24 protein-coding genes and 1 pseudogene are annotated in these 26,613 nt (G+C 65.5%); 9 read left to right on the top strand and 16 right to left on the bottom strand.

What is annotated here, in order from left to right:
- Positions 1–4: 4 nt before the first annotated feature.
- The 4 genes from AC1D1A_RS17070 to AC1D1A_RS17055 form a co-directional block, all read right to left on the bottom strand.
- The gene (locus tag AC1D1A_RS17070; RefSeq protein WP_476856019.1) at positions 5–772 is read right to left on the bottom strand and encodes an SDR family NAD(P)-dependent oxidoreductase; all 768 of its coding nucleotides are present in this window, start codon (positions 770–772) and stop codon (positions 5–7) included.
- Positions 762–2,150 (bottom strand): MFS transporter, encoded by a 1,389-nt coding sequence (locus AC1D1A_RS17065; protein ID WP_243177850.1) that lies wholly within the window; start codon positions 2,148–2,150, stop codon positions 762–764. Before AC1D1A_RS17065 ends, AC1D1A_RS17070 begins: the two co-directional genes overlap by 11 nt.
- Positions 2,150–3,037 (bottom strand): polysaccharide deacetylase family protein, encoded by an 888-nt coding sequence (locus AC1D1A_RS17060; protein ID WP_476849518.1) that lies wholly within the window; start codon positions 3,035–3,037, stop codon positions 2,150–2,152. Before AC1D1A_RS17060 ends, AC1D1A_RS17065 begins: the two co-directional genes overlap by 1 nt.
- Before the next feature lie 100 nt (positions 3,038–3,137).
- On the bottom strand, positions 3,138–4,157 hold the full coding sequence (locus AC1D1A_RS17055; RefSeq protein ID WP_476948273.1) for an asparaginase: 1,020 nt from the start codon (positions 4,155–4,157) through the stop codon (positions 3,138–3,140).
- Between the two features lie 287 nt (positions 4,158–4,444).
- Here AC1D1A_RS17055 and AC1D1A_RS17050 point away from each other — a divergent pair, with 287 nt between their 5' ends.
- A complete protein-coding gene (locus tag AC1D1A_RS17050; RefSeq protein ID WP_476849516.1) occupies positions 4,445–5,485 on the top strand; it encodes a LacI family DNA-binding transcriptional regulator in 1,041 nt (346 codons plus the stop codon).
- A 214-nt stretch (positions 5,486–5,699) separates the two neighbouring features.
- Here the strand turns inward: AC1D1A_RS17050 and AC1D1A_RS17045 are convergent, their stop codons facing one another.
- On the bottom strand, positions 5,700–7,145 hold the full coding sequence (locus AC1D1A_RS17045; RefSeq protein WP_476849515.1) for a PucR family transcriptional regulator: 1,446 nt from the start codon (positions 7,143–7,145) through the stop codon (positions 5,700–5,702).
- A gap of 216 nt (positions 7,146–7,361) precedes the next feature.
- Between AC1D1A_RS17045 and pxpA the strand changes: the two genes are divergently transcribed.
- The 6 genes from pxpA (at position 7,362) to AC1D1A_RS17015 (ending at position 12,054) form a co-directional block, all read left to right on the top strand.
- Entirely contained in the window at positions 7,362–8,069 is a 708-nt protein-coding gene (pxpA, locus tag AC1D1A_RS17040) for a 5-oxoprolinase subunit PxpA (protein ID WP_308288969.1), read from the top strand.
- Positions 8,070–8,105: 36 nt separating this feature from the next.
- Positions 8,106–8,345, top strand: a complete 240-nt coding sequence (locus AC1D1A_RS17035) for an acetyl-CoA carboxylase (RefSeq protein WP_028276237.1) — start codon at positions 8,106–8,108, stop codon at positions 8,343–8,345.
- 2 nt (positions 8,346–8,347) lie between these two features.
- Positions 8,348–9,700, top strand: coding sequence for an acetyl-CoA carboxylase biotin carboxylase subunit (locus AC1D1A_RS17030; RefSeq protein ID WP_476948272.1), 1,353 nt, complete (start codon positions 8,348–8,350; stop codon positions 9,698–9,700).
- Positions 9,697–10,602: a 5-oxoprolinase subunit B family protein gene (locus tag AC1D1A_RS17025; protein ID WP_476856024.1), complete on the top strand. Its 906-nt coding sequence runs from the start codon at positions 9,697–9,699 to the stop codon at positions 10,600–10,602. The genes AC1D1A_RS17030 and AC1D1A_RS17025 overlap by 4 nt, the downstream gene beginning before the upstream one ends.
- Complete coding sequence (locus AC1D1A_RS17020) at positions 10,592–11,578, top strand: 5-oxoprolinase subunit C family protein (protein ID WP_476948271.1); 987 nt, start codon at positions 10,592–10,594, stop codon at positions 11,576–11,578. Before AC1D1A_RS17025 ends, AC1D1A_RS17020 begins: the two co-directional genes overlap by 11 nt.
- Before the next feature lie 191 nt (positions 11,579–11,769).
- Complete coding sequence (locus AC1D1A_RS17015; RefSeq protein ID WP_476856026.1) at positions 11,770–12,054, top strand: hypothetical protein; 285 nt, start codon at positions 11,770–11,772, stop codon at positions 12,052–12,054.
- Between the two features lie 3 nt (positions 12,055–12,057).
- Here the strand turns inward: AC1D1A_RS17015 and AC1D1A_RS17010 are convergent, their stop codons facing one another.
- From AC1D1A_RS17010 to AC1D1A_RS17000, 3 genes are all read right to left on the bottom strand, one after another.
- On the bottom strand, positions 12,058–13,269 hold the full coding sequence (locus AC1D1A_RS17010) for an alanine racemase (protein WP_476948270.1): 1,212 nt from the start codon (positions 13,267–13,269) through the stop codon (positions 12,058–12,060).
- Positions 13,270–13,382: 113 nt separating this feature from the next.
- On the bottom strand, positions 13,383–15,284 hold the full coding sequence (locus AC1D1A_RS17005) for a primary-amine oxidase (protein ID WP_476856028.1): 1,902 nt from the start codon (positions 15,282–15,284) through the stop codon (positions 13,383–13,385).
- A 35-nt stretch (positions 15,285–15,319) separates the two neighbouring features.
- A complete protein-coding gene (locus AC1D1A_RS17000) occupies positions 15,320–16,171 on the bottom strand; it encodes an MIP/aquaporin family protein (protein WP_476856029.1) in 852 nt (283 codons plus the stop codon).
- Between the two features lie 197 nt (positions 16,172–16,368).
- Between AC1D1A_RS17000 and AC1D1A_RS16995 the strand changes: the two genes are divergently transcribed.
- Positions 16,369–17,148 (top strand): potassium channel family protein, encoded by a 780-nt coding sequence (locus tag AC1D1A_RS16995; protein ID WP_476856030.1) that lies wholly within the window; start codon positions 16,369–16,371, stop codon positions 17,146–17,148.
- A gap of 71 nt (positions 17,149–17,219) precedes the next feature.
- Positions 17,220–18,923 (top strand): alkaline phosphatase D family protein, encoded by a 1,704-nt coding sequence (locus AC1D1A_RS16990; protein ID WP_476856031.1) that lies wholly within the window; start codon positions 17,220–17,222, stop codon positions 18,921–18,923.
- 38 nt (positions 18,924–18,961) lie between these two features.
- Here the strand turns inward: AC1D1A_RS16990 and AC1D1A_RS16985 are convergent, their stop codons facing one another.
- The 8 genes and pseudogenes from AC1D1A_RS16985 to AC1D1A_RS16950 all read right to left on the bottom strand — a co-directional run.
- Positions 18,962–19,279: a hypothetical protein gene (locus tag AC1D1A_RS16985; protein ID WP_476856032.1), complete on the bottom strand. Its 318-nt coding sequence runs from the start codon at positions 19,277–19,279 to the stop codon at positions 18,962–18,964.
- 96 nt (positions 19,280–19,375) lie between these two features.
- Positions 19,376–20,647 carry an MFS transporter gene (locus tag AC1D1A_RS16980; RefSeq protein ID WP_230008446.1) on the bottom strand — a complete coding sequence of 424 codons (1,272 nt, stop codon included), beginning with the start codon at positions 20,645–20,647 and terminating at the stop codon, positions 19,376–19,378.
- A gap of 128 nt (positions 20,648–20,775) precedes the next feature.
- Positions 20,776–21,291 carry a hypothetical protein gene (locus AC1D1A_RS16975; RefSeq protein ID WP_476856033.1) on the bottom strand — a complete coding sequence of 172 codons (516 nt, stop codon included), beginning with the start codon at positions 21,289–21,291 and terminating at the stop codon, positions 20,776–20,778.
- A 74-nt stretch (positions 21,292–21,365) separates the two neighbouring features.
- Positions 21,366–21,674 carry a hypothetical protein gene (locus AC1D1A_RS16970; RefSeq protein WP_230008448.1) on the bottom strand — a complete coding sequence of 103 codons (309 nt, stop codon included), beginning with the start codon at positions 21,672–21,674 and terminating at the stop codon, positions 21,366–21,368.
- Positions 21,675–21,940: 266 nt separating this feature from the next.
- The gene (locus AC1D1A_RS16965; protein ID WP_476856034.1) at positions 21,941–23,026 is read right to left on the bottom strand and encodes a DUF3616 domain-containing protein; all 1,086 of its coding nucleotides are present in this window, start codon (positions 23,024–23,026) and stop codon (positions 21,941–21,943) included.
- A gap of 37 nt (positions 23,027–23,063) precedes the next feature.
- Positions 23,064–25,028 (bottom strand): aconitate hydratase, encoded by a 1,965-nt coding sequence (locus AC1D1A_RS16960; RefSeq protein WP_476856035.1) that lies wholly within the window; start codon positions 25,026–25,028, stop codon positions 23,064–23,066.
- A 123-nt stretch (positions 25,029–25,151) separates the two neighbouring features.
- Positions 25,152–26,213: a hypothetical protein gene (locus AC1D1A_RS16955; protein WP_476856036.1), complete on the bottom strand. Its 1,062-nt coding sequence runs from the start codon at positions 26,211–26,213 to the stop codon at positions 25,152–25,154.
- Positions 26,214–26,418: 205 nt separating this feature from the next.
- Positions 26,419–26,613: pseudogene (locus AC1D1A_RS16950) on the bottom strand (3-oxoadipyl-CoA thiolase); the annotation flags it as partial.

Genomic DNA, 26,613 nt, shown 5'->3' with positions numbered 1-26,613 from the left:
CTTTTCAGGCACGCATCTTGATGGTGAGGCCGCCGTCAACAATCAGGGACTGGCCCGTGACGTAGACAGCGTCATCGGAGGTCAGGAAGCCGATCACGCTGGCAACTTCCTGGGGCCGTCCGACGCGGCCCCAGGGGATTTCCAGACCGGCGCGCTGCAGGCCCTCGGGCCCGAGGGAATTCACCGGATCCAGGGACTGGGGAGTTTCGATCAGTCCGGGGATAACGGCGTTGGCGCGGATGCCGCGCGGCCCCAACTCGGCGGCCACACTGCGGATCAGGCCGAGCACGCCGGCCTTGGCGGCCGCGTAGTGGGCATGTTCCTCCCAGCCGTAGACGCCGCCGGCAATGGAGGATACGGCAACCAGCGATCCGCCGTCGGTCATCTTCGCGGAACCGGCGCGCAGGGTCCGCATCACGCCGGTGAGGTCGACGTCGAGCATGTCGTGCCAGCGCTGGTCGGTCATCTCCGCCAGGGGCGAGTTGCGCAGGATTCCGGCGTTGGCCACGGCGTAGTCCAGGCGGCCGTATTCCTGTATGGCGCGGTCGGCGAAGGCATCGACTGACGCGGTACTGCGGACGTCCACTTCGTGGATGACCCCCTGGCCGCCCGCGTCCTTCACGAGGCGAAGGGTTTCCTCCGGGTCGTGCGGGTCGCCGGGAAAGGTTCCGATGACAGAATGCACGCCGCGGTGGGCGTAGTGGACCGCGAGGGCCCGTCCAATGCCGCTGGCCGCTCCGGTGATCACGGCCACCCTGTTCTCAGGCGTCATGGGGGTGGTCCTCGAGCAGGGCTTCGACCGGCGGCTTCGCGGCGATCATCAGCAGGCCGGAGAAAAGGGTTCCGGCCGCGCCGACCCACAAGGCTGCAGCACCGGTTCCTACGCTGGCGGCCGCTAGCGTGAACAGGAAACCACCGAGAATGGTGCCGGGCTGGCTCATTGCGCCGATAAAGGCTGTGCCGGTGGCACGGCAGCTGACAGGGTAGCACTCCGCCATGAAGTACTGGATCGCGGCGTACGGTCCGACCAGGAAGAACAGTCCGGCGCCGTAGGTGACGATGATCATGAAGGGGTCCGTGGCAAGGGGGCTGAGCATGATGGCGAAGGAGATGCCGGAGATAATCCAGCCTCCGATGATGGTCCGCTTGCGGCCGATCTTGTCACCGAGCCACCCATGGAAGACATAGCCGAAGTACGCCAGCCCGTTGATGACGATCAGCATCCAGAAGGCGTCAGAAAGTTCCACACCCTTGGCGTTCTTCAGGACAGAACTGCCGAGAATGCTGAAAATAAGGATGCCGAAGAAGTTGAAGATCCAGGCCAGCGACAAGACGATCGTATTCCGGCGCAGGTGCGGCTCCCAGATGCGCTTGAGCGGGGCCGCGGAGGAGTGCTCGACGCCGAAGGCGTGGGCCAGGGAATGGGCTTCCTCGGTCTTGCCGCTCTTCTCGAGTTGGGTCAGCTTGTGGTGCAGTTCGAACTGCGGCGTCTCCTTCAGTTTCTTTGCGATGACCCACACGATGATCGCGGCCGGAACGGTCGCCATCAGGTACAGGGCGCGCCAGCCGAGGGACGGGAGGAAGACGAGGGCGAGGGCGCTCGCAAGCAGGAAGCCCAGCGGCCAGCCACCCTGGATGAAGGAGTAGTGGAAGCCGGGGCGCTTGCGCTTATCCGCGACTTCGGTGACCTGGTAGACCTCGTTCATGTAGGTGGCGTTGACGGCCTGCTCCGAGAACCCGAGCCCGCCGAAGGAACGGACCAGCACCAGCAGGCCGTTGCTGAGGAACGGGATCCCGGTCGGAATCAGGGCCGTCAGGCCCGAGACAATGGCGGTCCCGCCGATAGTGGTCATCATGCCCTTGCGGCGGCCGAGCCGGTCAATGACCGGGCCGATTCCGAAGCAGACGATCGCGGTGCCGACGGCGATCCAGGTGTTGATTGCGTACGCTTCGGTCGCGGTCCAGCCGAACTCCTGCTGCATGGCCGGCAGGAGGGTGCCGAAAAGTCCGAAGTCGAACACGGCGACCGTCCAGGCACAGAGCGCCAGGACGGTGGCGACGGTTGTGTGGTGCTTGGAGAATACCGGGAAGCGGCGTTTTTCGTCCGGTCCGGGTTGCGTCAGATCGACGGCGGGCTGCTGGATGGTCATTACTGGTTTTCCTTTCGGGGGCTGCGGGCGAGGAAGGAGTCCGCGATCTGGTCGAACTTCAGCCAGCTGACGCCTTCGTGGGAATTGATGTGTTCGATGAGGCGCTCGAGCATGAGCAGCACTTGGGGGCGGCCCGAGACATCCGGATGGATGGTCATGGTGAAGACGGCCTGATCCATTTCCCGGTACACCCAGTCGAACTGGTCGCGCCACATTTGTTCGACGTCCCGGGGACTGACGAATCCGTGGGAGTTCGGGGCCGCCTTGATGAACATCATGGGAGGCAGGTCGTCCAGGTACCAGTTGGCCGGGATCTCGACGAGGTCGGTTTCGGTGCCCCTGACCAGCGGCTCCATCCAGGTTTCCGCGGCCTTGGTGTAGTCGATCTTCTTCCAGCTGTCGCCGACCCGGACGTAGTAGGGCTCGAAGTCCTTGTGCATCAGGGAGTGGTCGTATTTGATCCCGCGTTCGAGCAGGATCTCGTTGGTGACCGGGGAAAATTCCCACCAGGGAGCAACGTAGCCCGTGGGCCGACGGCCGGAGACTTTCTCGATGAGTTCGATCGACCGGTCCAGGATGGCCGTCTCCTGCTCGCGGGTCATGGCGATGGGGTTTTCATGCGAGTACCCGTGCACGCCGATTTCGTGCCCGGCGTCGACGATCATCCGCGTCAGGTCCGGGAAGGTCTCGATCGAGTGGCCCGGCACGAACCAGGTGGCGGGCAGGCTGTACTTCTCGAAAAGCCGGATGAGCCGAGGGCCGCCGACCTCGCCGCTGAACAAGCCGCGGGAGATATCGCAGGGCGAGTCCTCGCCCCCGTAGGAGCCGAGCATTCCGGCAACTGCGTCCACGTCCACGCCGAACGCGACTTGGATGTCCTTAGTCATGAGATCAACCTTTCACTGCGCTTTTGTTGAGGTTTGGCTTCTTGTTGAGGTTTGTCTTTGGGCTGTGGATTGTTGGTGAGGCTCGGATGTTGGGCGGCAACTAGTCAGGAAGCGTGCCCCTCAGGGCGAAGGCCTCCGCGATCCCGGCGGCGGGAGTGCCGAGCCTGAGCAGAAGGCTCAGCAGGACAAGCGATTGGGATGGCTTGAGCAGCCCGGCGGGGATGGCACCGGCAGCGCGCAGGTCCTCGCCGCCGCCGTCGCCGTACCGGGGCACCACGGCACCGGCATCCACCCGGGTGCTCGTCACCACCACGACGCCGGCAGCGGTGGCGCGCGCGACTTCCTGGCACAGCACGCGGTTAGCGTTGCCCGTTCCCGTCCCCTGGAGCACGATCCCTGCCGCCCCGGCCTGGAGGGCAGCCCGCAGGAGGGTGGCGTCGGCTCCGGGGTAGGCAGCAATGAGGTCCACGCGCGGCGAACCGGCGTCCGCGCCCGGCAGGGGCAACGGGGGAAGGCCTGGTCGTACCGGCTGGATCTCGACCTCGCCGGAGTCGGACACCGATCCGACGGTTCCGAAGTCCGGGTTGGCGAAGGCATCGAGGCTGGTTGTGTGGCGCTTGCGCACTCCGGCCGCAGGGAAGATGGTCCCGGCAAAGGCCAACAACACACCGGTTCCGCGCGACCGCGGAGAACCGGCGACGGCGATGGCACGGGACAGATTGCCGGGTCCGTCCGGGGAGTCGGCGTCGGCAGCCTGCTGCGCTCCGGTGAATACGACCGGGCGGGGATCATCGTGGGTGAGGTCAACGAGATAGGCCGTTTCCTCCATCGTGTCCGTCCCGTGGGTGACCACGACGCCCAGAACCTGCGGGTCGGCCAAGGCCTCCCGAATCGTGGCGCAGATGGCGATCATGTCCTCGACTGTCAGCAGGTACGAGCCCTTCCGGAAAACGTCGAACACGCGGACCGGATGGGCCGCTGGCACGCCCACGCTGGCAAACACCTGCTCCCCCGTGTCGGACGCCACCGCGGCTCCGCCGGCCTCGGACGCACGTGAAGAAATCGTTCCTCCCGTGGCCAGCAGGACCACGTGGGGGCCAACTAAATCTGTGACGGTCATGTCCACTCCGTTTGTTCTGTAACTGTTTCCGCACACTTACCCAATCGATTGGGTTGGTGGCTAAAAGTTATTCCTGCCATGTTTCCTGCAGATGCTCCCGGAAGTTTCAGGGGGGTAAATACTTCGCCGCCGGCTCCCGGGATTCCGTCTACCCAATCGATTGGGTACGCCGTTTGATTGACTATAGAATGTGAGGTGGGACACGTCAAGAGTGCCTGGACCAGAGATCCGGGCATTATCAGGCACTCTTGGTGATGACGACCTTTTGAGCTGAGGCAGGGGACTGAATGGAAGAGAGCACGGCCGATGGCCGCACCATCACGCTGAAGGATCTCGCGAGCGAGCTCGGAATCCACCCCTCGACCGTATCCAGGATCCTGCACTCGGGCTCCGAAGTGGCGCGCGGGGCAGCCTCTGTAGCTACCGCCGAACGCGTGCGCGAGCTCGCGCGGAAGCGCGGCTACTCCCCCGACCCGCAGGCCGCCGGCCTGCGGACGCGGCGCACGCATCTCATGGGCGTGATAGTTCCCCGGCTTTCGGACCTCGTTCTGGCGATTATGTACGAGGGCATCGACGAAGCCGCGGCGGAGCTCGGCTATTCCACGTTTGTTATGAACTCGCGCGATGAGCCCGAGGAACAGCGCCGCAAGACGGACTCCATGCTGGCCCGACGCGTGGACGGGCTGATCATCGGCGACGCACACCTGGACAGCGGCCTGTTGCGGGAGCTTGCCTCCCGGAAGGTGCCGTTCGTGCTCATGAACCGGCGCGTCCCGGGCTTCCCGTCGGCCACCTGCGACGACGTCCTTGGCGGCGAGCTTGTGGCCGACCACCTGTGGGGCATGGGGCACCGGGACGTCGCCGTGATCGCCGGCGAGCCCTATGCCAGCACGGCCGTCGACCGGACGGCCGGTTTCGTGGACCGCTGGCGCGCGCTGGGCGGGAAGATTCCCCCTGACGCCGTTGTGTGGTCCCGATTCGATACCGGCGGAGGACGGGAAGCGGCCGAGACCATCCTGGCTCACGGCAACTCCCACCCGACTGCACTGTTCGCCGTCAACGACTTCGCGGCCATCGGCGCCATGGGAGCCCTGCGGTCCCATGGCCTCGGCGTCGGCCGCGACGTGGCGGTGGTTGGCTTCAATGACACCTCGCTGGCCGCGGAACTGCCCATCCCACTCTCTTCGGTCCGCTCGCCCATGCTTGATATCGGGCGGACGGCGGTGCAGCTCCTCAAGGGCGTCCTGGACGGCCGGGAGGTCGAATCGGTCAGGCTGGAGCCGGTCCTGTGCGTGCGGGAAAGCAGCGGCTTCGGCATCGCGGTGTGACACTGCAAGAGAATCCTCCAGTCAGTCGAATCAGTGAGTGGAATCGGGAGGCCATGCGGGCACGCGCCGTCCGTCAATCCGTAGCCCAACCGTGCAGGCTCCACGCCCATGAGTTGAGGAGCCCATGACTTGAGAGTAGTGACCCGGGTCACAGCGTCCTATCGGAGGTTCGCCCAAGATTGGGGCGACTTTTAGTGCAAACTGCCCAGTCCCTTTAGCGGGCGGCCGCAACGATGCCGAGGGCGAGCATGCACGTGGCGCGGACTTCGCCATCGGACAGGTCCAGTTTCAGCAGCTCCTCGATTTTCCGCAGCCGGTAGCTGAGCGTATTCCGGTGGATGAAGAGTTCATCGCAGATCTTCGCGGAGTTCCCGCTGTGGCGCAGGTACGCGCCGAAGGTCTCCCGCAGCGAGCTGCCGCCGTCGGAGGCCAGGGGCGCCAGCAGTCGTTGGCACATCGCAACCAGACCCGGACTGGGCAGTCCCTGCACAATGCCGGCGAGATCTGCCAGCGGCGCCTGGTGCACCCCGGGCCGTCCCACATGACGGCGGGCAAGCTGAAGCGCCAGCGGCAGTTCGCTGAGGCCCGCGGATTCCGAGACGATGACGGACAGTTCCGGGGCGTCCGTAAAGAATCCGCGCGCAGCATCCAGTAAGTCGGCCGCCGAGTGCCGGTGCTGCAACAAGAGAGTCGTGAGTCCGGCCTCTTCCATGAACCGCACAGTGCCGAACCCGGCCTGTAGACCCACCCGGGCGCGCCATGCGATGGCGCGCAGCTTTGCGGGGGCCACCTCTTCTGAGCTGCCGATCAGCACCGCACCCCAGTCGCTGTCAGGATCGAAGCCGGACTCGAGGGCGTAGCGGCGCAGCGGCGTGGACGGCTCGCCGCGGTCCTCATAAAGGGCCTCCATGAAGCGTGCGGCTTCCCGGGAATGCAAGGGCGAATGGGACCCGAGGGTATAGCTAAGCTGCATAGCGATGACGGCGGCCACGGGGCCCAGAATGGGCTGCAGCACAATGTTGCTCCCGATCCCCTCAATGGCAAGCCTGAACTGCTCGGACTCGCCGCTGGGAAGGCGCAACGCGGTCCGCGCGGTCCCGCCGTGAGCCGCTCCCGCGGAAACAAGCTCGAAGGCGTTCTGGTCGATCACGGCCACCCTCGCATCGATGGCATCCGCCACCCTCTCCAGGACCTCCGCCAGGGAATGCCCGTCGGCCGCCAACCGGGTGCATTGGTCCGCCAGTTCCCAGCCCTTCCGCAACTCCTCATAGCGCTCGGCAGCGATGACCCGCTCCACGTGCCGCATGACCAACACAAAGGGCACCTGCGGCGCGAGCTCCAGCAGCGGCAGGCCGTGCACCTCGCAGGCACGGAGCAGGCCGGCCGGCAGCTCGCTGTGCGCCGCGCCCAAGCCGAACGCCAGCCCTGAGACGGGGACGGAAACCAGCCGTTCCACGTAGGCGTCCCAGGTCCTGAAGTCCTTGACGTTCAAGCCCATGCCGTTGGTCAGCACCAGGGCGTTCACGCTGAGGAAGGGCGTGGGGTCCATGTGTTCGGTGGGAGCGCACCAGGTGATGGGCCGGGCCAGTCGGCCCTCGCCGCCCGCAACCCGAAGCCGGATGTTGAGATCGGCGTTGTCTGCTAAATCAGAAATTCGCACGGGGCCCTCCCACTACGGCGGGCGTCCCCCACCGGACAGTGCAATAACCATAATTGATGCCCGCAGCTTCAGCGACCTGCACAATATCGGGCACGTGAATTGCTGAGTAGCGTTGCACCCATGCAACCCAATGTGACTCCCGACACTTCTTCAGGCACCTCAGCCCACGCCTCTCCCTTCAGCGCTCCCCCCGCCTCTCCTTTCGGTCAAAGGCGTGTGCTCTTGAACTCCGATATGGGCGAAGGCCTTGGCCTCCACGAGTTCGGCAACGACGAAGAACTCATGCGCATCATCGACGTCGCCAACGTGGCCTGTGGGTATCACGCCGGCGATCCCGACGTCATGGAACGGACCGTGGCGTTGGCTGCTGAGCACGGCGTGGCGGTCGGAGCGCACCCCGGCCTGCCGGACATTGTGGGGTTCGGACGCCGCCGAATGGTTCTCACCCCGGCCGAGGTCGAATCGATCATCTTGTATCAGACCGGAGCCCTGACGGCGTTCCTCGCAAAGTACGGGCTGGAACTGAACCACATCAAACCCCACGGTTCCCTCTACGGCATGCTGGCCGGCGACGAGGAACTGATGCAGGCTGCCGCCGGCACAGCCTTGCAGTTCGGCGTTCCGTTTTTCGGGCTCGCGGGGACCGCCCACGAAAGCGTGTGCCGGTCCATGGGGGTGGATTTCGTGCCCGAACTCTATGTTGACCTCAACTACGGCCCGGCCGGTGAGCTGCTGATCCAGCGCCGCCCGGCGCCCACCGATCCCGACGCCGCCGCCGAGCGTGTCAGCAGGGCGCTGGCCGGCAAGCCCGTCCTCGCCGTTGACGGCACCGAGCTGGACATCCGGTTCCAAAGCATCTGCGTCCACTCCGACGCACCCAATTCGGTCGCAGTGGCCACCGCAGTGCGTGCGGTCCTGGGCTGAACCGATCTATCCAAACCATCTGAAAGAGAGCATCCCGTGGCAACCATCGTTTCCCCGCTCCCCGGCGTCTTTTATCGCAAGCCCGGCCCCGGCAAGCCGCCTTTCGCCAATGAAGGCGACGCCATCGAGGTCGGACAGACCCTCGGCATTATCGAAATCATGAAGCAGTTCACCGAAATCCAGTCCGATGTGGCCGGCACCCTGGAGTCGTTTGAGGTCAACGAGGGCGACATGGTCAACCCAGGCGACGCAATCGTCGTCGTCCGGGAAGGATAGCCATGAAGAAACTGCTCATCGCCAACCGCGGCGAGATTGCCGTTCGCATCGCCCGGACCGCCCGTGAAATGGGCATCGAAACATTCGTGGTGGCCAGCGAAGCCGACGTCGAATCCTTGGCTGCCCGGTCCGCTGACCACGTCGTCGTGGTGGGTCCGGCGCCTGCCACCGCCAGCTACCTGAACCAGGACGCCATCGTCGCCGCGGCCGTGGACAACGGCTGCGATGCCGTCCACCCGGGCTACGGGTTCCTCTCCGAGAATGCGGACTTCGCCCGGAAGGTCGCTGATGCGGGCCTGATCTGGGTGGGGCCGCGTGCGGACGCCATCGCCATGATGGGCAATAAGTCCTTGGCGAGGGAATCGGCCCGGAAGGCTGGCGTCCCCGTGCTCCGTGGCTCGGACGGCCCCCTCGATCCGGCGGCCGACGCCGTAGAAATCGCCCGCAGCATCGGCTACCCGCTCGTGATCAAGGCTTCCGCCGGCGGCGGCGGCCGGGGCATCCGCTTTGTGCACAGCGAAGGCAAGCTTCCGGAATCCATTGAGCAGACACGCGGCGAAGCGGCTGCTGTCTTCGGCGATCCCACCGTTTACCTGGAACGCTTTGTCCAGCATGCCCGTCACGTGGAGGTACAGGTCCTCGGCGATGGAACAAACTTCATCCATCTCGGCGACCGCGACTGCTCTATGCAACGGCGCTCCCAGAAGGTCATTGAAGAAGCACCGGCGCCGGACCTCCCGGACCACGTCCGCCAGAGGATCCGGGATTCCTCCGTGGAACTCGCCCGCGAGTGCGGCTACAGCGGCGCCGGAACGGTCGAATTCCTCTATGACCCGGTCAACCATGAAGCGGCGTTCATCGAAATGAACACCCGTATCCAGGTTGAGCACCCGATCACCGAGCAAATCACGGGCGTCGATCTGATCCGCGAACAGCTGCAGATCGCGTTCACCGGGGCGATGTCCCTCCGCCAGGACGACATCGCATTCAATGGCCACTCCATCGAATGCCGTATAAATGCCGAGGACCCCGACCACCACTTCTTCCCCAGCCCTGGCCTCATCACGGCCATGGACTGGCCCGCCGGCGCAGGCGTCAGGGTGGACACCGGGGTGGAGACCGGTTCCACGGTCACTCCGTACTACGACTCCCTGATGGCCAAGCTGATTGTGCATGCGGACACCCGCGAAGCGGCCATTGAGGCGATGCTGACGGCCCTGGATGAGACCCGCATCGAAGGCGTCAAAACCACCATCCCGGTGCACAAGAAGCTGCTGAGCCGGCCCGAATTTGCGGCCGTCACCCACCACTCGAAATTCCTTGAAACCGTCCCCGATCTGATGGAGGCACAATGAGCAGCCCGGAACCCGCCGTGTTGGAGGCCCGTTACACCTGGGGCGGAGACGAATTCCTGTTCGTTGAGGTCGCAGAGTCCATGAGCCTGGCCGCCAACTTCCGGGTGATGTCCATAGCAGCGAAGCTTTCGGCCATGCAGCTGCCCGGCATCGTGGACATCTGTCCCGCCAACGCCTCGCTGCTGGTGCGGTTCGATCCCGATGTCCTGCCGCCGTCGACCCTTGAAGAGACCGTCCGGACCATTGAAGGGGATCTGGCGCACCATCACGACCATTCGCTGGAAACCCGGATCGTCGAGGTCCCGGTCTGGTACGAAGACCCTTTCACGGCGGAAGTGGCCGAGCGATTCCGCGAAGGATTCCATCAGGAGCCCGGCGGCACCGACATTGACTACGCAGCCAAGGTCAACAACCTCAAGGACGCCGCCGAATTCATTCAGCGCCACCATGAGCAACCATGGCTTGTCTCCATGGTTGGCTTCGTCGCAGGCCTCCCGTTCCTCTTCCAGCTGGTGGAGCAGGAAAAGCAACTCGAAGTACCCAAGTATCTGAGTCCGCGCACCGACACCCCCAAACTGACCGTGGGCCACGGCGGCTGCTTCGGCTGCATTTACTCCGTGCGCGGTGCCGGCGGCTACCAGATGTTCGGGGTCGCTGCCGCGCCCATCTTCGATCCTGCCCAGTCCCTGGCCGATTTCAAGGACTTCATGGTGTTCTTCAAGCCGGGCGACATCGTGAAGTTCAAGCCCGTCACCGAGGCCGAATACAACACCATCCAGTCTGAGATCTCCGCCGGAACGTTCCGCTACCGGCAGGTGCCCGTGACATTTGATCTGTCCAGGGCGCTGGCGAATCCCGCGGGCTACAACCAGGAACTCATGGAGGCCCTCAATGGCGTTTGACATCAAGAACCCCGGCCTGGCCACCACAGTCCAGGACCAGGGACGCACCGGCCACTACAACGTGGGCATCCCGCAGAGCGGTTCCCTGGACCAATACTCGGCCGAACTCGGAAATGCCCTGGTGGGCAACACCGCCAAGGAAGCCGTCCTCGAATGCACGTACCTGGGCCCGCTGCTGACCACCGACCAGGATGCCGTCGTCGCCGTCACCGGGGCACCGGTTGAGGTAAAGGTCAACGGCGACGCCCGGCCCCAGTGGACCCGGCTCCAGCTGAAAGCCGGCGACGAACTCAGCTTCGGGGTCATCCGGGGAGGCACGCGCTACTACATCGCCGTCCAGGGCGGCATCGATGTTCCCGAGGTGCTCGGCAGCCGGTCCACCTACAGCCTGGGCGCTATCGGCGGGTTCCATGGCCGCAAGCTGGAGGCCGGGGACCGGATTCCGGTGGGCGCCCCGCTCAACGCCGGAGCCCTGCCCGACGCCGATTCAGTTCCGGAGGAATTCCGTCCCCAATTCGCCAAGGAACAGGCCGTCCGGATCGTCCTGGGCCTTTACGACCACCGGCTCACCGACGAAGGACTGGACAATCTCCTCCACAGCGAATGGAAGGTGACCCCGGTGGCTGACCGGATGGGGCTGAGGTACTCAGGTCCCGGAGTGCAGTGGAAAGAGCGGGAACAGCCATTCGGCGCCGGTTCCGACCCGTCCAACATTGTGGATGCCGGATACGCTGTCGGCTCCATCCAGATTCCCGGCGGCACCCAACCGATCATCCTGCACCGCGATGCCGTCTCCGGCGGCGGTTACGCCATGGTGGGCACGGTCATCAGCGCCGACATGGATCTGGTGGCCCGGGCCGCCCCCGGCACATCCACCAGGTTCGTGGCAATCAGCCTGGACGAGGCCCTTGTGGCGCGCAAGGAACTCGCCGAGCTCAAGAGGAACGCCCGTGCGGCCATCGGCGCCGGCGGCTGAGTAGCGGCCGGCGGATCAGGGCGAACGGACCGGCACACGAACCTTGTGCTTCTGTGCCCGCGGGTCCTTACTGGTGGGAGGAGACCAGGCCGCCCGCCACCAGGGCGCGACATCGCAAGGATCCAGCTCCCGGTTCAACGGTTGGGGCGGCAGGCGCTCCAACCGTCGAACCTGGATCTAGGAGGATGGACATGTTCGCTCGCGTCAGCACGTATCAGCCCGGCCCGGACAGCTCCGGGGCACCGTCGGAGGACACCGTGAACCGGGTGCTCCAGCTGCCGGGATGCCTGGGCATCTACTACCTGCTGGGGAAGGACAGCAAATCACTGTCAATCACGCTGTGGGCGGACGAGCAGGCCCTCGCCGGCAGCCAGGAGGCCGCAGCCAAAATCCGCACCGAAACCAGCGCCGAGCAGCACATGCAGATCCTGGGCGTGGAGGAATTCGAAGTGCTGACCAGGCAGCTCAAGGACTGATCGTCAGGACGGGGCGTAGCCAGGGGCCAGGGACGACCGGCTGAAGTCGGTCTGCCACACATCCATGTCCTGCCCGTCGGCGTCGGTGAGGACGTAGTCGGGCCAGCGGTCAAACGCGGAACAAGGATGGGAAATCCCGAAATCCAGCGTGTCGGTGACATCCACTCCGGACACCCCGGAGAGCACCGTGTGATGGTCGAAGAGATTGCGCACCGCTGCGGTTGCGCCGGGCTTGAGGGCTCCGTCCGCGGTCCGGACCGAGAGGACGCTGGGCAGTCCGGCGTCGTAGGGAAGGTCCCGCTTGCCGGCACCGACGACGGCCATCCCGTCTTCGGGGGTGGACAGGACCATCGCGCGAACGGACAGCGCCGGAATGAGTCCCGGAACGGGGCTGACGGCGGCATAGGTGCCGTGGTCGTGGGTGACGTAGCAGCCCGATCTGAGAACAATTCGTGTTCCGGGCACCTGGCCGCGATCGGGAAGGAACTCAACCACGCGGTCCGGGAACGCGGAACCACCCATGGAGTAGATGGGAGTGGCTGTCTCAAAGAACTCCGCCGCTTCCAGATAGATGTCCCGCACCAGCCGGCAGTGCCGGTCAACCGCTGTGACGTTATCCTCGGCCCTGCTGTTGGGCACGACGCCTTCATACCCGGCAACACCCACCAGCCTCAGTCCCGGCGTGGCACGGACCAGCCCGGCCAGCCGCAGACCCTCGGACAGGCTGCGGATGCCGGTGCGCCCGCCGGGAGTTCCGACGTCGATCAGCACCTCCAGGTCGGCCGCCGCGCCGTCGAAGATCTCGGCAGCCACCTTCACGCCTGCTGCCGAATCGACGAAGCAGCGGATTTCCCGGGCGGGATCTTCCTCCAGCCACGCACGGACACGCGTTAGCCCGGACCTGTCGACGATCTCGTTGGCGACGAGGACGCGCTGATGACCCCAGCGCAGTGCCGAGGCGACTTGATCCACGGTGGCGACGGTGACACCGACGGCGCCGGCCGCCAACTGCCGCTCGATGATTGGTGCCGACATCGTTGTCTTGACGTGCGGCGCGAGATCCACGCCCCGCTCCCGGCACCACGCCGCCATGACCCGGATGTTGTTCTCGAGGGCAGCGCTGTTGAGCCGCAGTTGCGGATACGCCGGCGCCGTGAGGGGCGTTGCCGCGAAGTCCGCATCGGTTCCGTCCGATCTTCCGCTCAGCCTGCTCACACGTATCCCCTGTTCTTCGATCCCAAAATTCTGCCTCGACTCCGACAAATCTACTGGACTGACGTGTCTACTGGAGTGACGTGCCTCTGGCGGCACGCCCTGGCCCGGGCCGCCTAGACGTCCAGCGCCGGGTTCCGGTCGAAGAAGCCGGCCGGCTTGAGCCAGAACGCGACTGTGTCCACCGGCATGACCGGCCACTCCTCCGGCCGTGGGATGTGGTGAATGCCGAAAACGTACCAAAGGACGACGTCGGTGTTTTCAACGGACCGCCCCTGCCGCACCCATTCGGGCATTCCCAGCCCGCCTGTGCCCTGGTTCACGAATTCGCCGGCGGGCCAGCGTTCCGCGGCATCGTTGGGCGTCACCCATACCGTGTGCCCGATGACCTCCGCACGCTGGAAAACCGGAGATGCCGGGTCAAAGAACGACGGGAAAGCTGCGCCGGGCACCAGCTTGTACGACACCGGGGTCCCGAGCCCATTGACCGAGTTGTCGTTCGTCACCGTCCAGGCCCGCTGGGTCTCCCAGGAGTAGTCGTCGTGCCCCTCGGTCGTGATGGGGGTCTTGTTCTGATGCAGGGCGAGCCCGTACGGATTGTCCGGACCCATCGGGACCATCGCGGTTTCCGAACGGTAAACGGTATTTGCGGTGCCGTCGATGTCCAGGTCGAGCCGGGCCACGAGGAAGTGCTGGTGGAAGGGTGCATAGGTCCGGTTGTCCACCAGCGTTCCGCTCGGATGCTGCTGGCCCTCGCCGAAATGGCTGACCACCATGATGCCGGTGGCCCTCACCTCGCACTCAATGTTCCCGTCCTGGTAGAAGCGCCAGTACACCAGGTATTCATAGTTGGCCACGGTGACATGGAAAGAAATCACCAGTCGACGTATCCGGCGCACTTCCATGCCGCCGTCGTGGTCGATGTGCTTCCATAACACCGCCCCATCCTCTTCGTGGATGCAGATGGCGTTCCTGATGGTGTAGGGCTCCCCCGCAGAATTGTGCATGACCGCATCCAAATACCGGATTTCCCCGAGGCAGTCGCAGCCCAGTTCCAGCGACGTCGTCATGAATCCCAGACCCCATTCGCCGACGTCGAACGCGGTGCGCCGGTAGTGGTCATCGCTGGGATCCCGGTAGGGAACGGCCATTTCGGCGAAGGACAGGCGGTTCGCGATCGGCCGTTCGCGGCCGCCGTCGCGATAGCTGACCCGGTGCAGCGTCAGCCCTTCGCGGTAGTTGAACCCGACGCGCAGGGACCAGTTCTGCCAGCTGATCCTGTTGCCGTCCATCTGAAAGGAAACGCCTTCGGGCTGGACAATGTCCAGCGGCTTGAGCGGTTCGCGGGTGCTTGCGTCGCGGAGCCGGTCCGGGATCAGCGCCGGGATATATTCGCCCATGATCTCGGGACGGTCCACCGCAAAAGTGTCCTCGATGTCCAGCAGCTCCATGGACGCCAGGTCAATGACGCAGTGGAACCCGTTGACCGGCCCCGCATACGGGTTGGCGCCCGCACGGGCACGGACCCACGTGTCGGACCAGCCGATCCGGCGCCCCTGGTGCTTCTCCGGGATCATTGACAGGCCATAGGTCCACACGTCCATGAAGACCAGGGACAGATCAGTGATGCCGCGCTTGGCAAGCGCAGCGATCACCTGCGGGTGGCTGCGCAGCGCTGCGTCAGCTTCTTCCCACTCGTCGACGGTCATGTTCGCCTGAACGCCAGGGATATGGGTGAAGGAGAGGACAACCCCGTGGGTCAGCGATAACCGCGCCTGGTAGGTCTTGTTGGAGGACCGTTCGAAGCAGTTCACGCCGACGATCCGTTCCGGAGCCGGCGCGTCGGCAGCGGCTTCGAAGGCGGCGACGGCAGCCTTTTCCGGTTCGATCAGCTCGATTGCGGCAAGCCGCCACGCCGGAAACGTGACGCCTTGTGCGCTGGCGAGCAGCTCCGCCGCGGCACGGAACTCGTCCGCGCTCAGCGGATCCAGCGGATGAGACGGTGCGGCCCTTCTCACGGCGCTCTCCTTCTGCGGGTCACGTTCACGGCCCGCTACGGCTTATCTTCCTCGGCGGCCTCGGTGAAGAGGGCACCCTGCGCGGCTCCCGAGCCCGACCTCCCGCCGCCCGCTCCGCGCAGGATGAATGCGATACCGACGGCGGCCGCCGCGCCGACCAGCGGCCCGGCGACATACACCCAGTAGTCGCTGAAATTTCCGCTGGCGAGATCCGGCCCGAACGTTCGTGCCGGATTCATCGACGTGCCGGAGATGGGGCTGCCCCACAGGCCTGCCAAGGCAATGTATGCGCCGACACCGAACGCCCCAAACAGCCCGACGTTCTGGGCCCCGGAGGCGGTTCCCAGGATGACGCTGACCAACACCATCGTCAGCAGTGCCTCCATCAGGAACGCGGCGCCGGCCGAATAACCAGCCGCCGGATAGTTTGAACCGTAGGTGGCGGAGACCCCGATCACGCCCTGCAGCAGCAGGCAGGCGAGCGTCGCGCCAATGAGCTGAACGACGATGTAGGCCGGCACCCGGCGCCACGGGAAGTCACCGCGGAGCGCGAACGCAATGCTGACCGCAGGGTTCAGATGCGCGCCCGAGATCTTGCCCATGAACAAGATGATGCCCATGACCATCAGGCCCGGAGCCACCACTGCCGCCGTGCGGCTGATGACGCCGGGGAACGCCTGGCCCATCATGCCGCCGCCGGCCGCGACGACCACGAGCAGGAACGTGCCGTATAACTCCGAGAACAGGCGCCGCCATTCCTGGCGCGGATCATTAAAGTCCTCAATCCGCTGCAGGACGCTTTGCTCCACTATTTCAAGTATGTTGGGTATGACGTCGTGATGCGCGTGGTCCCGGCGAGCGCCGTCTTTGTCCTGATTTGCCGCCATGGCTGTCCGCCTCCGCAGGTTCTGGCCATGTGGTCTGCCGTGCCCAGCCTCGGTCTGCCACCTCAGAAGGCCAATGTACCGCTGACGGCGACAGTTGTCAGCGCTCCGCGGGTGGCTCGCTGCCAGCGGGTGGCTCGCTTAGGGTCAGTGTGGCAATTTCGAAGGACATCCGAGGGACAAAGTCCTAGCATTCAGCCATGAGGCAAGAAACCTGGCAAAAGTATTCCGAGTGGCCCCTCGTCGGTGCGGCTTTTGTTTTTCTGGCGGCCTACTCCATCCTCGTCATTGCAGAACCGCCGCAGCCCTACGCCGACCTTCTCGGAATCGTCGTGGGGTCAACGTGGGTCGCCTTCGGCGCCGACTACATTGTGAAGTTGCTCCTGGCGCCCCAACGGGGCCGGTGGTTCGTCCGCCACCCCTTGGACCTGCTCATGGTGGTGCTCCCCGTTGCGCGGCCGTTGCGGCTCCTGCGTCCGTTCACCTTGCGCCGGGTCATGGAACGGGCCCCGGGCACCGCCATCAGGACCCGCGTCCTGGCCTACGTCATTGTCTCCGCGGTCCTCCTGCTCTACACGGTCGCCCTGAGCGTCTTCAATTTCGAAAAGGGCGCACCGAACGCGAATATCACCTCGATGGGCGACTCGTTGTGGTGGGCAATTGTCACCATCACAACGATCGGCTATGGCGACTACTACCCCGTAACCGTTCCGGGCCGGTGGGCTGCGGCCACGCTGATGGTCGGCGGGTTTGCAGTCCTGAGCATGGTCACGGCGGTGGTGTCCTCCTGGCTCGTTGAAAGTGTGACGGCAGCAACCAATCTGCGGAGGCGATCGGACGAAGGCATCGGCAGCGAGGAACGTGCCCGCCTCGTGGCCCAGATCAGCAGGCTCCATGACCAGCTGGCCCAGGGACCGGGCGATTCCGGCAGTACCCCGGCCCTCGGAGGGGCACCCAAGGAACCGCCTCAGGGGCATTGACGCTGCCTCCGTTGCGCTTGGACTTTCCTGACGCCATGGCCGCAACCGGCCGGAGCGGGTACAACTGTTTCATGACCACCCCTTCCCTGGTGCTTGGCCCTATGGTGCGGTACGTGGATGAGACGTCGGCGAGTGTCTGGGTGGAGACCCAAACCGCTGCCCGAATTTCCATCCGTGCCGGCGGCCGGGGCTGGGAGGCCCGCACATTCGCAGTTCACGGCCACCACTACGCGCTGGTGGAATTGGACGGGCTGGAGCCCGCCACGGTGACGCCGTACGCGCTCGATATCAACGGAACACAGGCCTGGCCCGACCCCTCATCCGGGTTTCCGCCGTCCATGATCGCCACACTGGCCACCGGTAAGCCGCTGCGGATGGCATACGGCTCCTGCAGGACCAGTGTCCCGCACGATGCATCCGGCAACCGGACCCATGGCGTCGACTCACTGCGCGCCTATGCGCTGAAGATGGCCTCCGGCGGAGACTTGCCGTGGCCGGATCTTCTGGCCTTCCTCGGAGATCAGGTGTACGCGGACCTGACCAGCGAACAAATGCAGGAGTTCATCCGCGGCCGGCGAGACATCAAGGCACCCCCCGGCGAAGAGCTCAAGGACTACGAGGAATACGCCCACCTGTACTTTCTGGCCTGGTCAGACCCGGCGAACCGATGGCTGCTGTCGACCCTGCCCAGCGCCATGATCTTCGATGACCACGACATCCGCGACGACTGGAATACGTCGCTGAGCTGGAAGAAGAAGATGGAGGCGACCTCGTGGTGGCGTGGGCGGATCGTCGCGGGACTGGCCTCGTACTGGGTCTACCAGCATCTGGGGAACCTGTCACCGCAGGAACGGGCTGAGGATGCCGTGTGGCAGCGGATCATCGGGCACACAGGCGGGGATGAGCTCGATGTGGGCGCCGAGCTGGACAGCTTCGCGGAGCGGGCTGATCGTGACCCGAAATCCTATCGGTGGAGCTACTGCCGCGACTTCGGCGACACCCGGCTCATCGTCGTTGACTCCCGCGCAGCCCGGGACCTGACGCCGGACGATCGGGCACTGGTCGATGCGGTGGAAATGGCCTGGCTGGACGACCGGATGCAAGGCGGCTTCCGCCACCTGCTCGTGGCGACGTCCCTGCCTTTCCTGTTGCCGATGGGCCTGCACTACGTCGAGTCGTGGAATGAGGCCGTCTCTGAGGGCGCGTGGGGGAACCGTGCCGCCTGGGCCGGCGAGAAGCTGCGCCAGGCGCTGGACCTGGAACACTGGGGCGCATTCCAAAACAGCTTCCGGGAACTGGCGGCCATGGCCACCGAAGTCGCCGACGGCAAACGCGGCCCGGCACCGGAAACAATCACCTTCCTATCCGGGGACGTCCACTACTCCTACGTTGCGGAGGTGGAGCGTGCCTCTGGCAGCCGGATCCTGCAGGCCGTCTGCTCCCCCATCCGCAACCCGTTGCCCCGCCTGATGAGGTCCTTCGCGGCCATCATGTCCTACGGCTTGGCCACCCCGGTGGGCGCCTTGGTCGCGCGCTCCGCCAAGGTGCCGGACCCGCCGTTCCACTGGTCCGGCATCCGGGGGCCCTGGTTCCAAAACAACGTGGCCTATCTGGAGGTGGTACCGGAAGGGCTGAAATTGTGGTGGCAGACCGGGGTGGTGGACGACGGCGACCACCTGAATCCGAGGCTGGAACGCGTCGCCACCCTCACGGTGTCTCCGCGGAGCGCGCACGACCCCGTCCAGGGACAGCAGGGGCAACAGCGAAACGCATGACGCGAGTTTCTTGTGATCCCCGCGTCGGCGCAGACGTTCTACCGAAGGTCGCGGTCAGCGGCTGCCACGTTCTCGACGGCGACCGTTTCGATGATTCTGGTCGATGGCTCACCAACCAGCGCCGGCGCCGTCACACCCGTTTTCCACGTATCGTTCTGCAGCCGGCCCAGGAAGTCCACCGCCGCCGCCTGCGTATCGAAGTCCATCTCCAGCATTACGTAATCCTGCTGGTCAAGCGGGCGCGAGATCCGGAATGACCGCACGCCCGACGCAGCGCGGTCCAGCGGATCGCTGTCGAAAGCCCTCCGCCACATGTCAAAATCCCGGACCTGGTGTTCGATCTGCAGGGTAATCACTGGGGCGCTCCTGTCGACGGTTCTACACGCCCACTGTAGGCCCCGAAGGCCCCGCCAAGTAAGGAGCATGGCCGAAGTGTTATTCCGGCTGGCGTCTTACGCCGGCTGGGATCCGGTGTTGGTGCTGGTCGGGGCGTTGGACTGATCGGCCTGGTGGCGTTGCCGGCGGCTCGCCAGCAGGAACGGCACCGCGATCAACTCGATCACGCCGCCGATGGCCAGCGACGCGGCATAGCCGTACACATCTGCCGCCCGTCCGAGCAGCGGCTGGACCACGACGCCACCGCTTGAGCCCATGAGTGAATCGAAGCTGAGCACTGTGGCGCGCTGCTTCGAGGCGATCATGTCGTTCAGGTACGCCTGCCGCACCGGTATGCCCGCCGATGACACCACTGCCCAGAGCGCCAACAGCACCAGGGCCAACCAGAATACGTGGGTGAACCCGAGCACCACCAAGATCACCGTGTCCACGACGCTGCTCAGGATCAACACGGTGGTGCGCCGGCGGACAAGGCGCCGGATGCGCGGAGCCATCCAGCCGCCGAGCACCTGCGCCGCGGCCACGATGGCCGCCGCCAGGCCCGCGACAGAATACGCGTGGGGGTCCCCATAGAGCTCGAGCAGGTACGGCTGCAGGGCGTAAAACACATAGATCCCGACGCCGAAAGTGAACGGCGCGGCCAGCATCACGTAACGTACGGGCGGATTCTTCAAGCCGTTCTCGATCGAGGCGGCGAGTACAGCACGGGTCGCCTGGAGGGGATGGGTCGAGCGTTCGGGGGTGAACCCGACGTCGCGCATGAGCCCAAACGCCACCGCGAACATGGCCAGCAACACGCCCACGCGCATCAGGAACGGCACGCCCAGATTGGTGGCCTGCGCGATCACGCCGCCGGCAACAGAGCCGGCGAGCATCGCGACTCCGGCGACCATCTGGCCTCGACCGAGCACCGCTTCCATCCCGCCCTCGAACCCAGAGAAGCGCAGTGCATCGACGAGCCAGGCCTCCACCGCTCCGGAGAAGAAGGTGAAGCCCAGGCCGAGCAGGACCGACACCACCGCCCACCACCAGAACGGGGCGGAGAACTGCCAGAGCAGGTAGTAGAAGTAGGTCGAGACGGCAAGGGTCACGGTTCCGAGCAGGAACGAGACGCGCCGGCCCCAACCGTCGGCAACCACCCCGGTGGGCACCTCGAACAGCACCATGCCGGCCGTGAAGAAGGCATTCGCGGCAAACGCCTCGAAGTTGCTGAGACCGGCGTCGAGCAGGAAAAGGGTGTTGATCCCCCAGATGAACGAGGCCGCAAGGGTATTGCCCAGCGTCAACGTCAAATAGATGCGCTGAATCTTTCGGGCGGCGGCGTTCATCGCGTCGCCGTCCCCGCCAGGGCGAGGAGGGAGCACGAGCCCATTCTCGTCTCCGCTGCCGGCACGCGCCAGTGCACACCAGGCGCAGGGCAGGACGCGAACGGTCGAGCCGACGATGCCCGGTCTGCTCAGCTGCCCTGGTTCGTGTAGAACGACCGCCGGCGGGCGTACTCATGGACCCGGTCCAGGGTGGCGATCTGGTCGCGTGCCTTGGTGGCCAGTCCGTCGAACCTGGAACCGTCCAGTCCCAGATCGCCGGAGAGATCCTGCAGCGTCTGCCACAGCCCTAGTTTTCCCATCACCGCCGACCGCATGACCTCGGACTCCAGCACCAGCGTCATCGGCGAGCGGCTCACCACCCGCCCGTTGAGCTTGAGTCGGCCGGCACGCTCCGCAACCCACGCCGCCACCCGCCGCGGAGTTCGCCGTGGCAGGCCAAAATCCCCCACTAGTCCGCGCAGGTACTCCCGCTCCTGCCTGATTTGGGTGGCAAGTGCCGCAAGTTCGGCGTGGAAGGGGGTTTCCGTGAAGTCGCGCGCCATGCGCTCTATGCGGCCCTGCCCCGCTGTGGCTCCCGCGAGGTGGTCCGAGAGGTAGAGCCCGAACAATTTCTTATCGATTTTTCCGGAAATCTGCGGTGCCATGAATGCTCCACTCTGATCGAAGGGTTGCTTCGGGAAACATCACCCTACCGGAGGGCATGGCGGGCCCAGAAGTTCTATCGGGGCGCGGAATCGTCGTGCGCCGGCCGCACTGACCCGGCGTCAGGATCCATCGCCACGAGCCCGGCGTCGTCCTTCACCTCTGTCAGTTCCTGCGCCACGTCAGGCTTGAGCCAGGACGCCACCACGCTGACTCCGCCTCCGTCGTCGCGGTCGATCACGACGTCGATCTCGGAGGCGGCCGCCCCCATGCGCGACAGCTGCTCGCGATATGACGCGACGAGCATCTCCAGGCTTTCCTCGGTCCACTCCCCCGGCCGCATCCTCGTTGAGATTTCGACCGGTTCAGGCTGATACAGCGTCATGAAAGTCCTTCCCGTGGGGTTCGATCAGGGTGAGCACGACCCCATTCTCGCCCCCTGCGCCGGTGTGCGCCAGAGCAGGGACATCGGGCCGCCATGGCGCCAGGGCGTTCCGAAGTGAACTACGGCTATTCCCAAGTACTCCCCGCACTCGATCACCTGGGCGCGATGCACAGCGACGTCGTCGTTCCTCTCCTGCAGGCCTGGCTGGGAAAAGTGGGCCGGCAGCAAGTAGGAACATCTCCCCGGGACTGTCGCGGCGCCGGTTCCTATGTGCTGAGGCGGAAGACGTCGGCTTTGATCGCGTGGCGTCCGGTCTTGCGCTTCCCCGACGGCGTCCCATACAACACCAAGGCCGACCGGTCATCGTCGAGAACGGTGATCCCCTCGGCATGGTCCTCGTCCTCACCGAACGGCGCGTCAAATTCGCAATGCAAGTCGTCTTTCGGCAGGACGGCCTCGGCCTGCGACGTCAGCGCGCCCCGCCAGCGAAACACGGCCGCGCGCCCGTCGAGTTCCATGGTGGGTCCTGCCAGGACGAGCAGGTCCCGTCCGTGACGGCACAGATCCCGCACGCCCAAACCATGCAGGCGAAGGAAGTGCTTGCGGTAGCGACGATTCCCGGGACCGATCGGCTGCGGCTCCAAGCCGGGCCCGCCGCCAACCTGGAGCTCTATGATCATCGCCCACCCACGCAGCACCGGCCCCCGCAGACCGATGAACACCCGGTCGCCCGCTACGGCGAGGCCCTCGCAGTCAATGCCGTTGTCCTTGCCCGGGATCGGGCGACCTGTCGTCGAGGACTGGATGAAGCTTCCAAGATGTGGGTCATCAGCCAGCAGATCCACCAGGCCCGTGCCCCGGCCGAGGCCCAGCACGGCGGGGCGCTGCTGCTGCCCCGTCCGGCCGCCGTCCGGATCGAGGAGGGCCTTAGTCGAAAGCCGGGCCAACACCCGACGGCGCTGGCTGACCTCCACTGTCGCCAGGGAATCCTGCGCTTCTGCGGGTGTGGCGTTGTTCTTGACCTGTTTGCGGGCCGAGCTGTGCGATCCAAGCAGCCACAGCGTGTCATCCTCGACATCGAGGCCCTCGATGTCCATCTCACCCCTGTCCCCGGGCAGCTCAAGGAGGTGGGTGAGGTCGAAGCTGCGGTGGGTGCGGGCCTGGCCGCCGGCCTCCAGGGTGAGCCGTTCGAGGCTGGTCGTCTCGTCATTGGCGACCCAAAGGTGGGAACCCTGCCGGGCGACCGCGGACAACCCGTCGCGCAGGTCAGCCTTCGGATCCAGGGTGCTGCGCTGGTCGAGTACGAGGCTGATTTCGCCGGAGGGCTCGTCCGGCCGCGGCCATCCGCTCACCGCGGCACACCCATCCTCGTCAGCGGTGATCGGCAGCTCATTCCCGCGCTCTCCGTTCGCGCAGCCAAGGGATGAGGCCACCTGCCAGGAGCATGTCCACCTGACGGCTGGAGAGACTGTGCCGCACAGGGTAGACCTCGTCTCGGGTCCGGTTCTCCACGAGGATCTCCTTGCCTGTGAGCAGGGCGTCGTGTATCCCTGTCAGCGCGAGCACATCGTCCTGTTCGATGCGGTCATGATCGGCCGCATTTGTGAACTCGACTGCGAGGACGCCGAAATTGGCCAGGTTTTGCCAGTGGATCCGCGCGAAGGAGACGGCCACCACTGCGCGCAGCCCGAGGAAGCGCGGGGTGATAGCTGCGTGTTCCCGTGAGGATCCCTGGCCGTAGTTCGTGCCGCCGACCAGGATGTGCCCGGTGGAGTCGCGGGTTTGGGCGGCGCGGGCGGCGTAGGTGGGGTCGAGCTGGTCGAAGGTGAATTCGGCGAGTTTGGGGATGTTGCTGCGGTAGGGCAGAACGCGCGCACCGGCTGGCAGAATCTCGTCCGTCGAGACATCGTTGCCCACCACCAAGGCCACTGGTGCCTCGATGCGGTCGGCGAGTGGGCCGAAGACCGGAAGCGAGGAGATGTTTTCGCCCTTGACCAGCGCTACTTTGCCGGCTTCCTCCGGCGCCAACGGCTCCTCCAGCATTGCCACGTTCACGCTCGACACCGCGGGAAGTTCGATCTCGGGATACTCAAGGTCGAAAAGCTCCGTCAGGTCCCGCGGGTCGGTGATAATTCCGGTGAGCGCAGCAGCCGCAGCCGTCTCCGGCGAGCACAGGTAGACCGAGTCCTCCTTCGTGCCCGAACGGCCGGGAAAGTTGCGGGGCATCGTGCGCAGGCTGTTGCTTCCGTTCGCGGGGGCCTGTCCCATCCCGATACAGCCCATGCATCCGGTCTGATGCAGTCGGGCTCCGGCGCTGATCAGATCAAACGTGGCCCCCATCCTGGTGAGGTCCTGCAGGATCTGCCGGGAACTCGGGTTGACGTCGAAAGACAGTCCAGGGTGGCACTGCCGTCCCTTCGTGATGGCGGCGACAATTGCGAAGTCGCGCAGGCCCGGGTTCGCTGAGGACCCAATCACGACCTGCGCCACCGGCCTCCCAGTGACCTCCCGCACCGGAACGACGTTCCCGGGCGAGCTGGGCAGGGCGATGAGCGGCTCGATCGAGGCCAGGTCGATCTCGTCGGTCACGTCGTAGGTGGCACCGGAATCGGCGAGGAGTTCGGTGAAATCGTCCTCGCGCTGTTCGGAGCGCAGGAAGGCCCGCACCTGGTCGTCGGCCGGGAAGACCGTGCTCGTCGCACCGAGTTCGGCGCCCATATTGGCAATCACGTGCCGGTCCATCGCGCTCAGTGTGGCGAGGCCGGGACCGTAGTACTCGATGATCCGGTCCTTGCCGCCCTTCACGCCGTGCCGGCGAAGCATTTCGAGGATGACGTCCTTGGCACTGGTCCACGGTGGCAGCTTGCCGGTAAGCCGCACGCCCCAGATCTCCGGCATCTTCAGGTAGAGCGGCTCGCCCGCAATGGCCAGGGCCACCTCGGTGCCGCCGACCCCGATTGCCAGCATCCCCAGCGACCCAGCGGCCGGGGTGTGACTGTCGGAACCGACCATGGTCGTGCCCGGACGGCCAAACCGCTGCATGTGGGTCGGATGGGACACCCCGTTTCCGGCCTTCGAGAACCACAGACCAAACCGGCGGCAGGCCGAGCGGAGAAAATCATGGTCCTCAGCGTTCCTGCTGTCGGCCTGCAACAAGTTGTGGTCCACGTACTGCACGGACACCTCAGTTTGTGCCCGGTCGAGCCCGATGGCCTCCAGTTCAAGCATGACCAGCGTCCCGGTCGCGTCCTGGGTGAGAGTCTGATCGATACGCAGGCCAATCTCACGGCCGGGAATCATCTCCCCGGCCAGCAGATGGGATGCGATGAGCTTTTGGGCCACGTTGTAGGCCACGGTGTGTTCCTTACTCGATGGCGAGGCCGGATGCCTCCGCCGTCAACGAACCGGGCACCGGGCACTCCCCTTTATCCCCAAATTAGCCCACTCCGGGCGCCGGGAACAGTGGGGATTTGACGCTCATCGTGGCCCTGCCGGAAACGGTGCGCTCCTGGTGTTCAACGAGCTGAGGAAGGCCAGTGCCGCGGCCAATCCCGCACTCAGCACAACGGCTCCCAGCCACATCGACACTGGCCATTGAATCGATGCCGCCAGGGCGATCCCAGCCAGTTGGCCGGTCCAGATGAGTGCCGCCAGCACGGCGGTGACCGCCGGCAACGTGCGCCTCAGCCACGGGCCCGGCCGTCGGGCAAGCAGCAGATCCGCCGCTACCGCGATTATCGTCGCTCCGGCAGCACCGGCGACCGCGGCCGGGCGCAGCCCCGACATGGCCAGCGGCAGCCACGCCACCACGGCGACCAGGATGGTGGCAATACCGAAAGGCGGCCTTCGGGCTCCGGAGAAGGTGTAGAGGAAGGGGGCGATAATCAGCGCTGTGGTCACCAAATAGCTGGCCAGTCCGAGGGCCGGGGGCAGCTCCGCCTGGGTGTGCCCGGGGCTCCCGATCGGCGTCTGCAGATAGGGGACAGCCGGCGGGGTCCGGACGAACGCCGAGCAGTAGATGAGGAAGAAGGCTCCCAAGCCCGTCATCAGGGCGAGAGACAACAATGCAGCCGGCGTCCATGAGAAGGCTTCTGCGCCGCCGGCGGCCCGTGCACTGCGGATACCGGTGCCGAGGATGAGGAAGAGGCTGAACCCCAACAGCAAGTGGGTGGGGCTCACCAGCGCATCGAGGGAGACTTCGATGCCCAGGATCTCGTGCCAGGCCAGATCCAGGACGCCCGCGACGGCGAACAGGACCAGTCCGATGACCGTGCCCCGGTAGCCGGCCGGCACCGACCGGGTCAATGGCCGCCCGGGCTGGCGGTTCCTCCAGATCACGCTTGCCGTCCACGCGGCGGTGGCCACGAGGCCCGAATAGAGTGCCGCGTGCCAGGGGGTGAAGAAGGTTTCCAACCCGGGAACGTGCAGGTGGGCCCAGCCGTCCAGGAACACAGCCAGGAGGAGCCAGATGCCCAGCAGTTGCGTCACAAGGTCGTTGCGCGCCCCGGCCCGAAGAGTCTGCGCTGCCGTGTCAACCATCGTCGCTCTCCTCGCACCCGCCGTGCCATCACCCTCGCCGTGCCGTCACACTCGCCGCGCAGTCCAGGGAGGCCGGGATGCCCACACTTGGCCCGCGTCGAATGGTTAAAGCTTGGACCTCCCGGTGTCCGACCGCCAGTGCTGCATTCCCTCAGTCCGTCGCTGGTTGTGCCGACAGGTTATGCCTGCGGGTTAAGCCTGCGGGTTATGCCTGCCCGGTGGTGACGTTTTCGAGCACGACGGCGAGGCCCTGGCCGACGCCGATGCAGATCGCGGCGACGCCCCAGCGCTGCCCGGAGGCCTGCAGGGAACGGGCCAGGGTGCCCAGGATCCGCCCGCCGGAGGCGCCGAGCGGGTGGCCCATGGCGATCGCGCCGCCGTGCCGGTTCACGATTCCCGC

It is taken from the genome of Arthrobacter sp. P1_B9 (assembly GCF_056406495.1).
The sequence above is the reverse complement of the archived record's forward strand: the minus strand, read 5'-3'. Positions and strand labels throughout refer to the sequence as shown.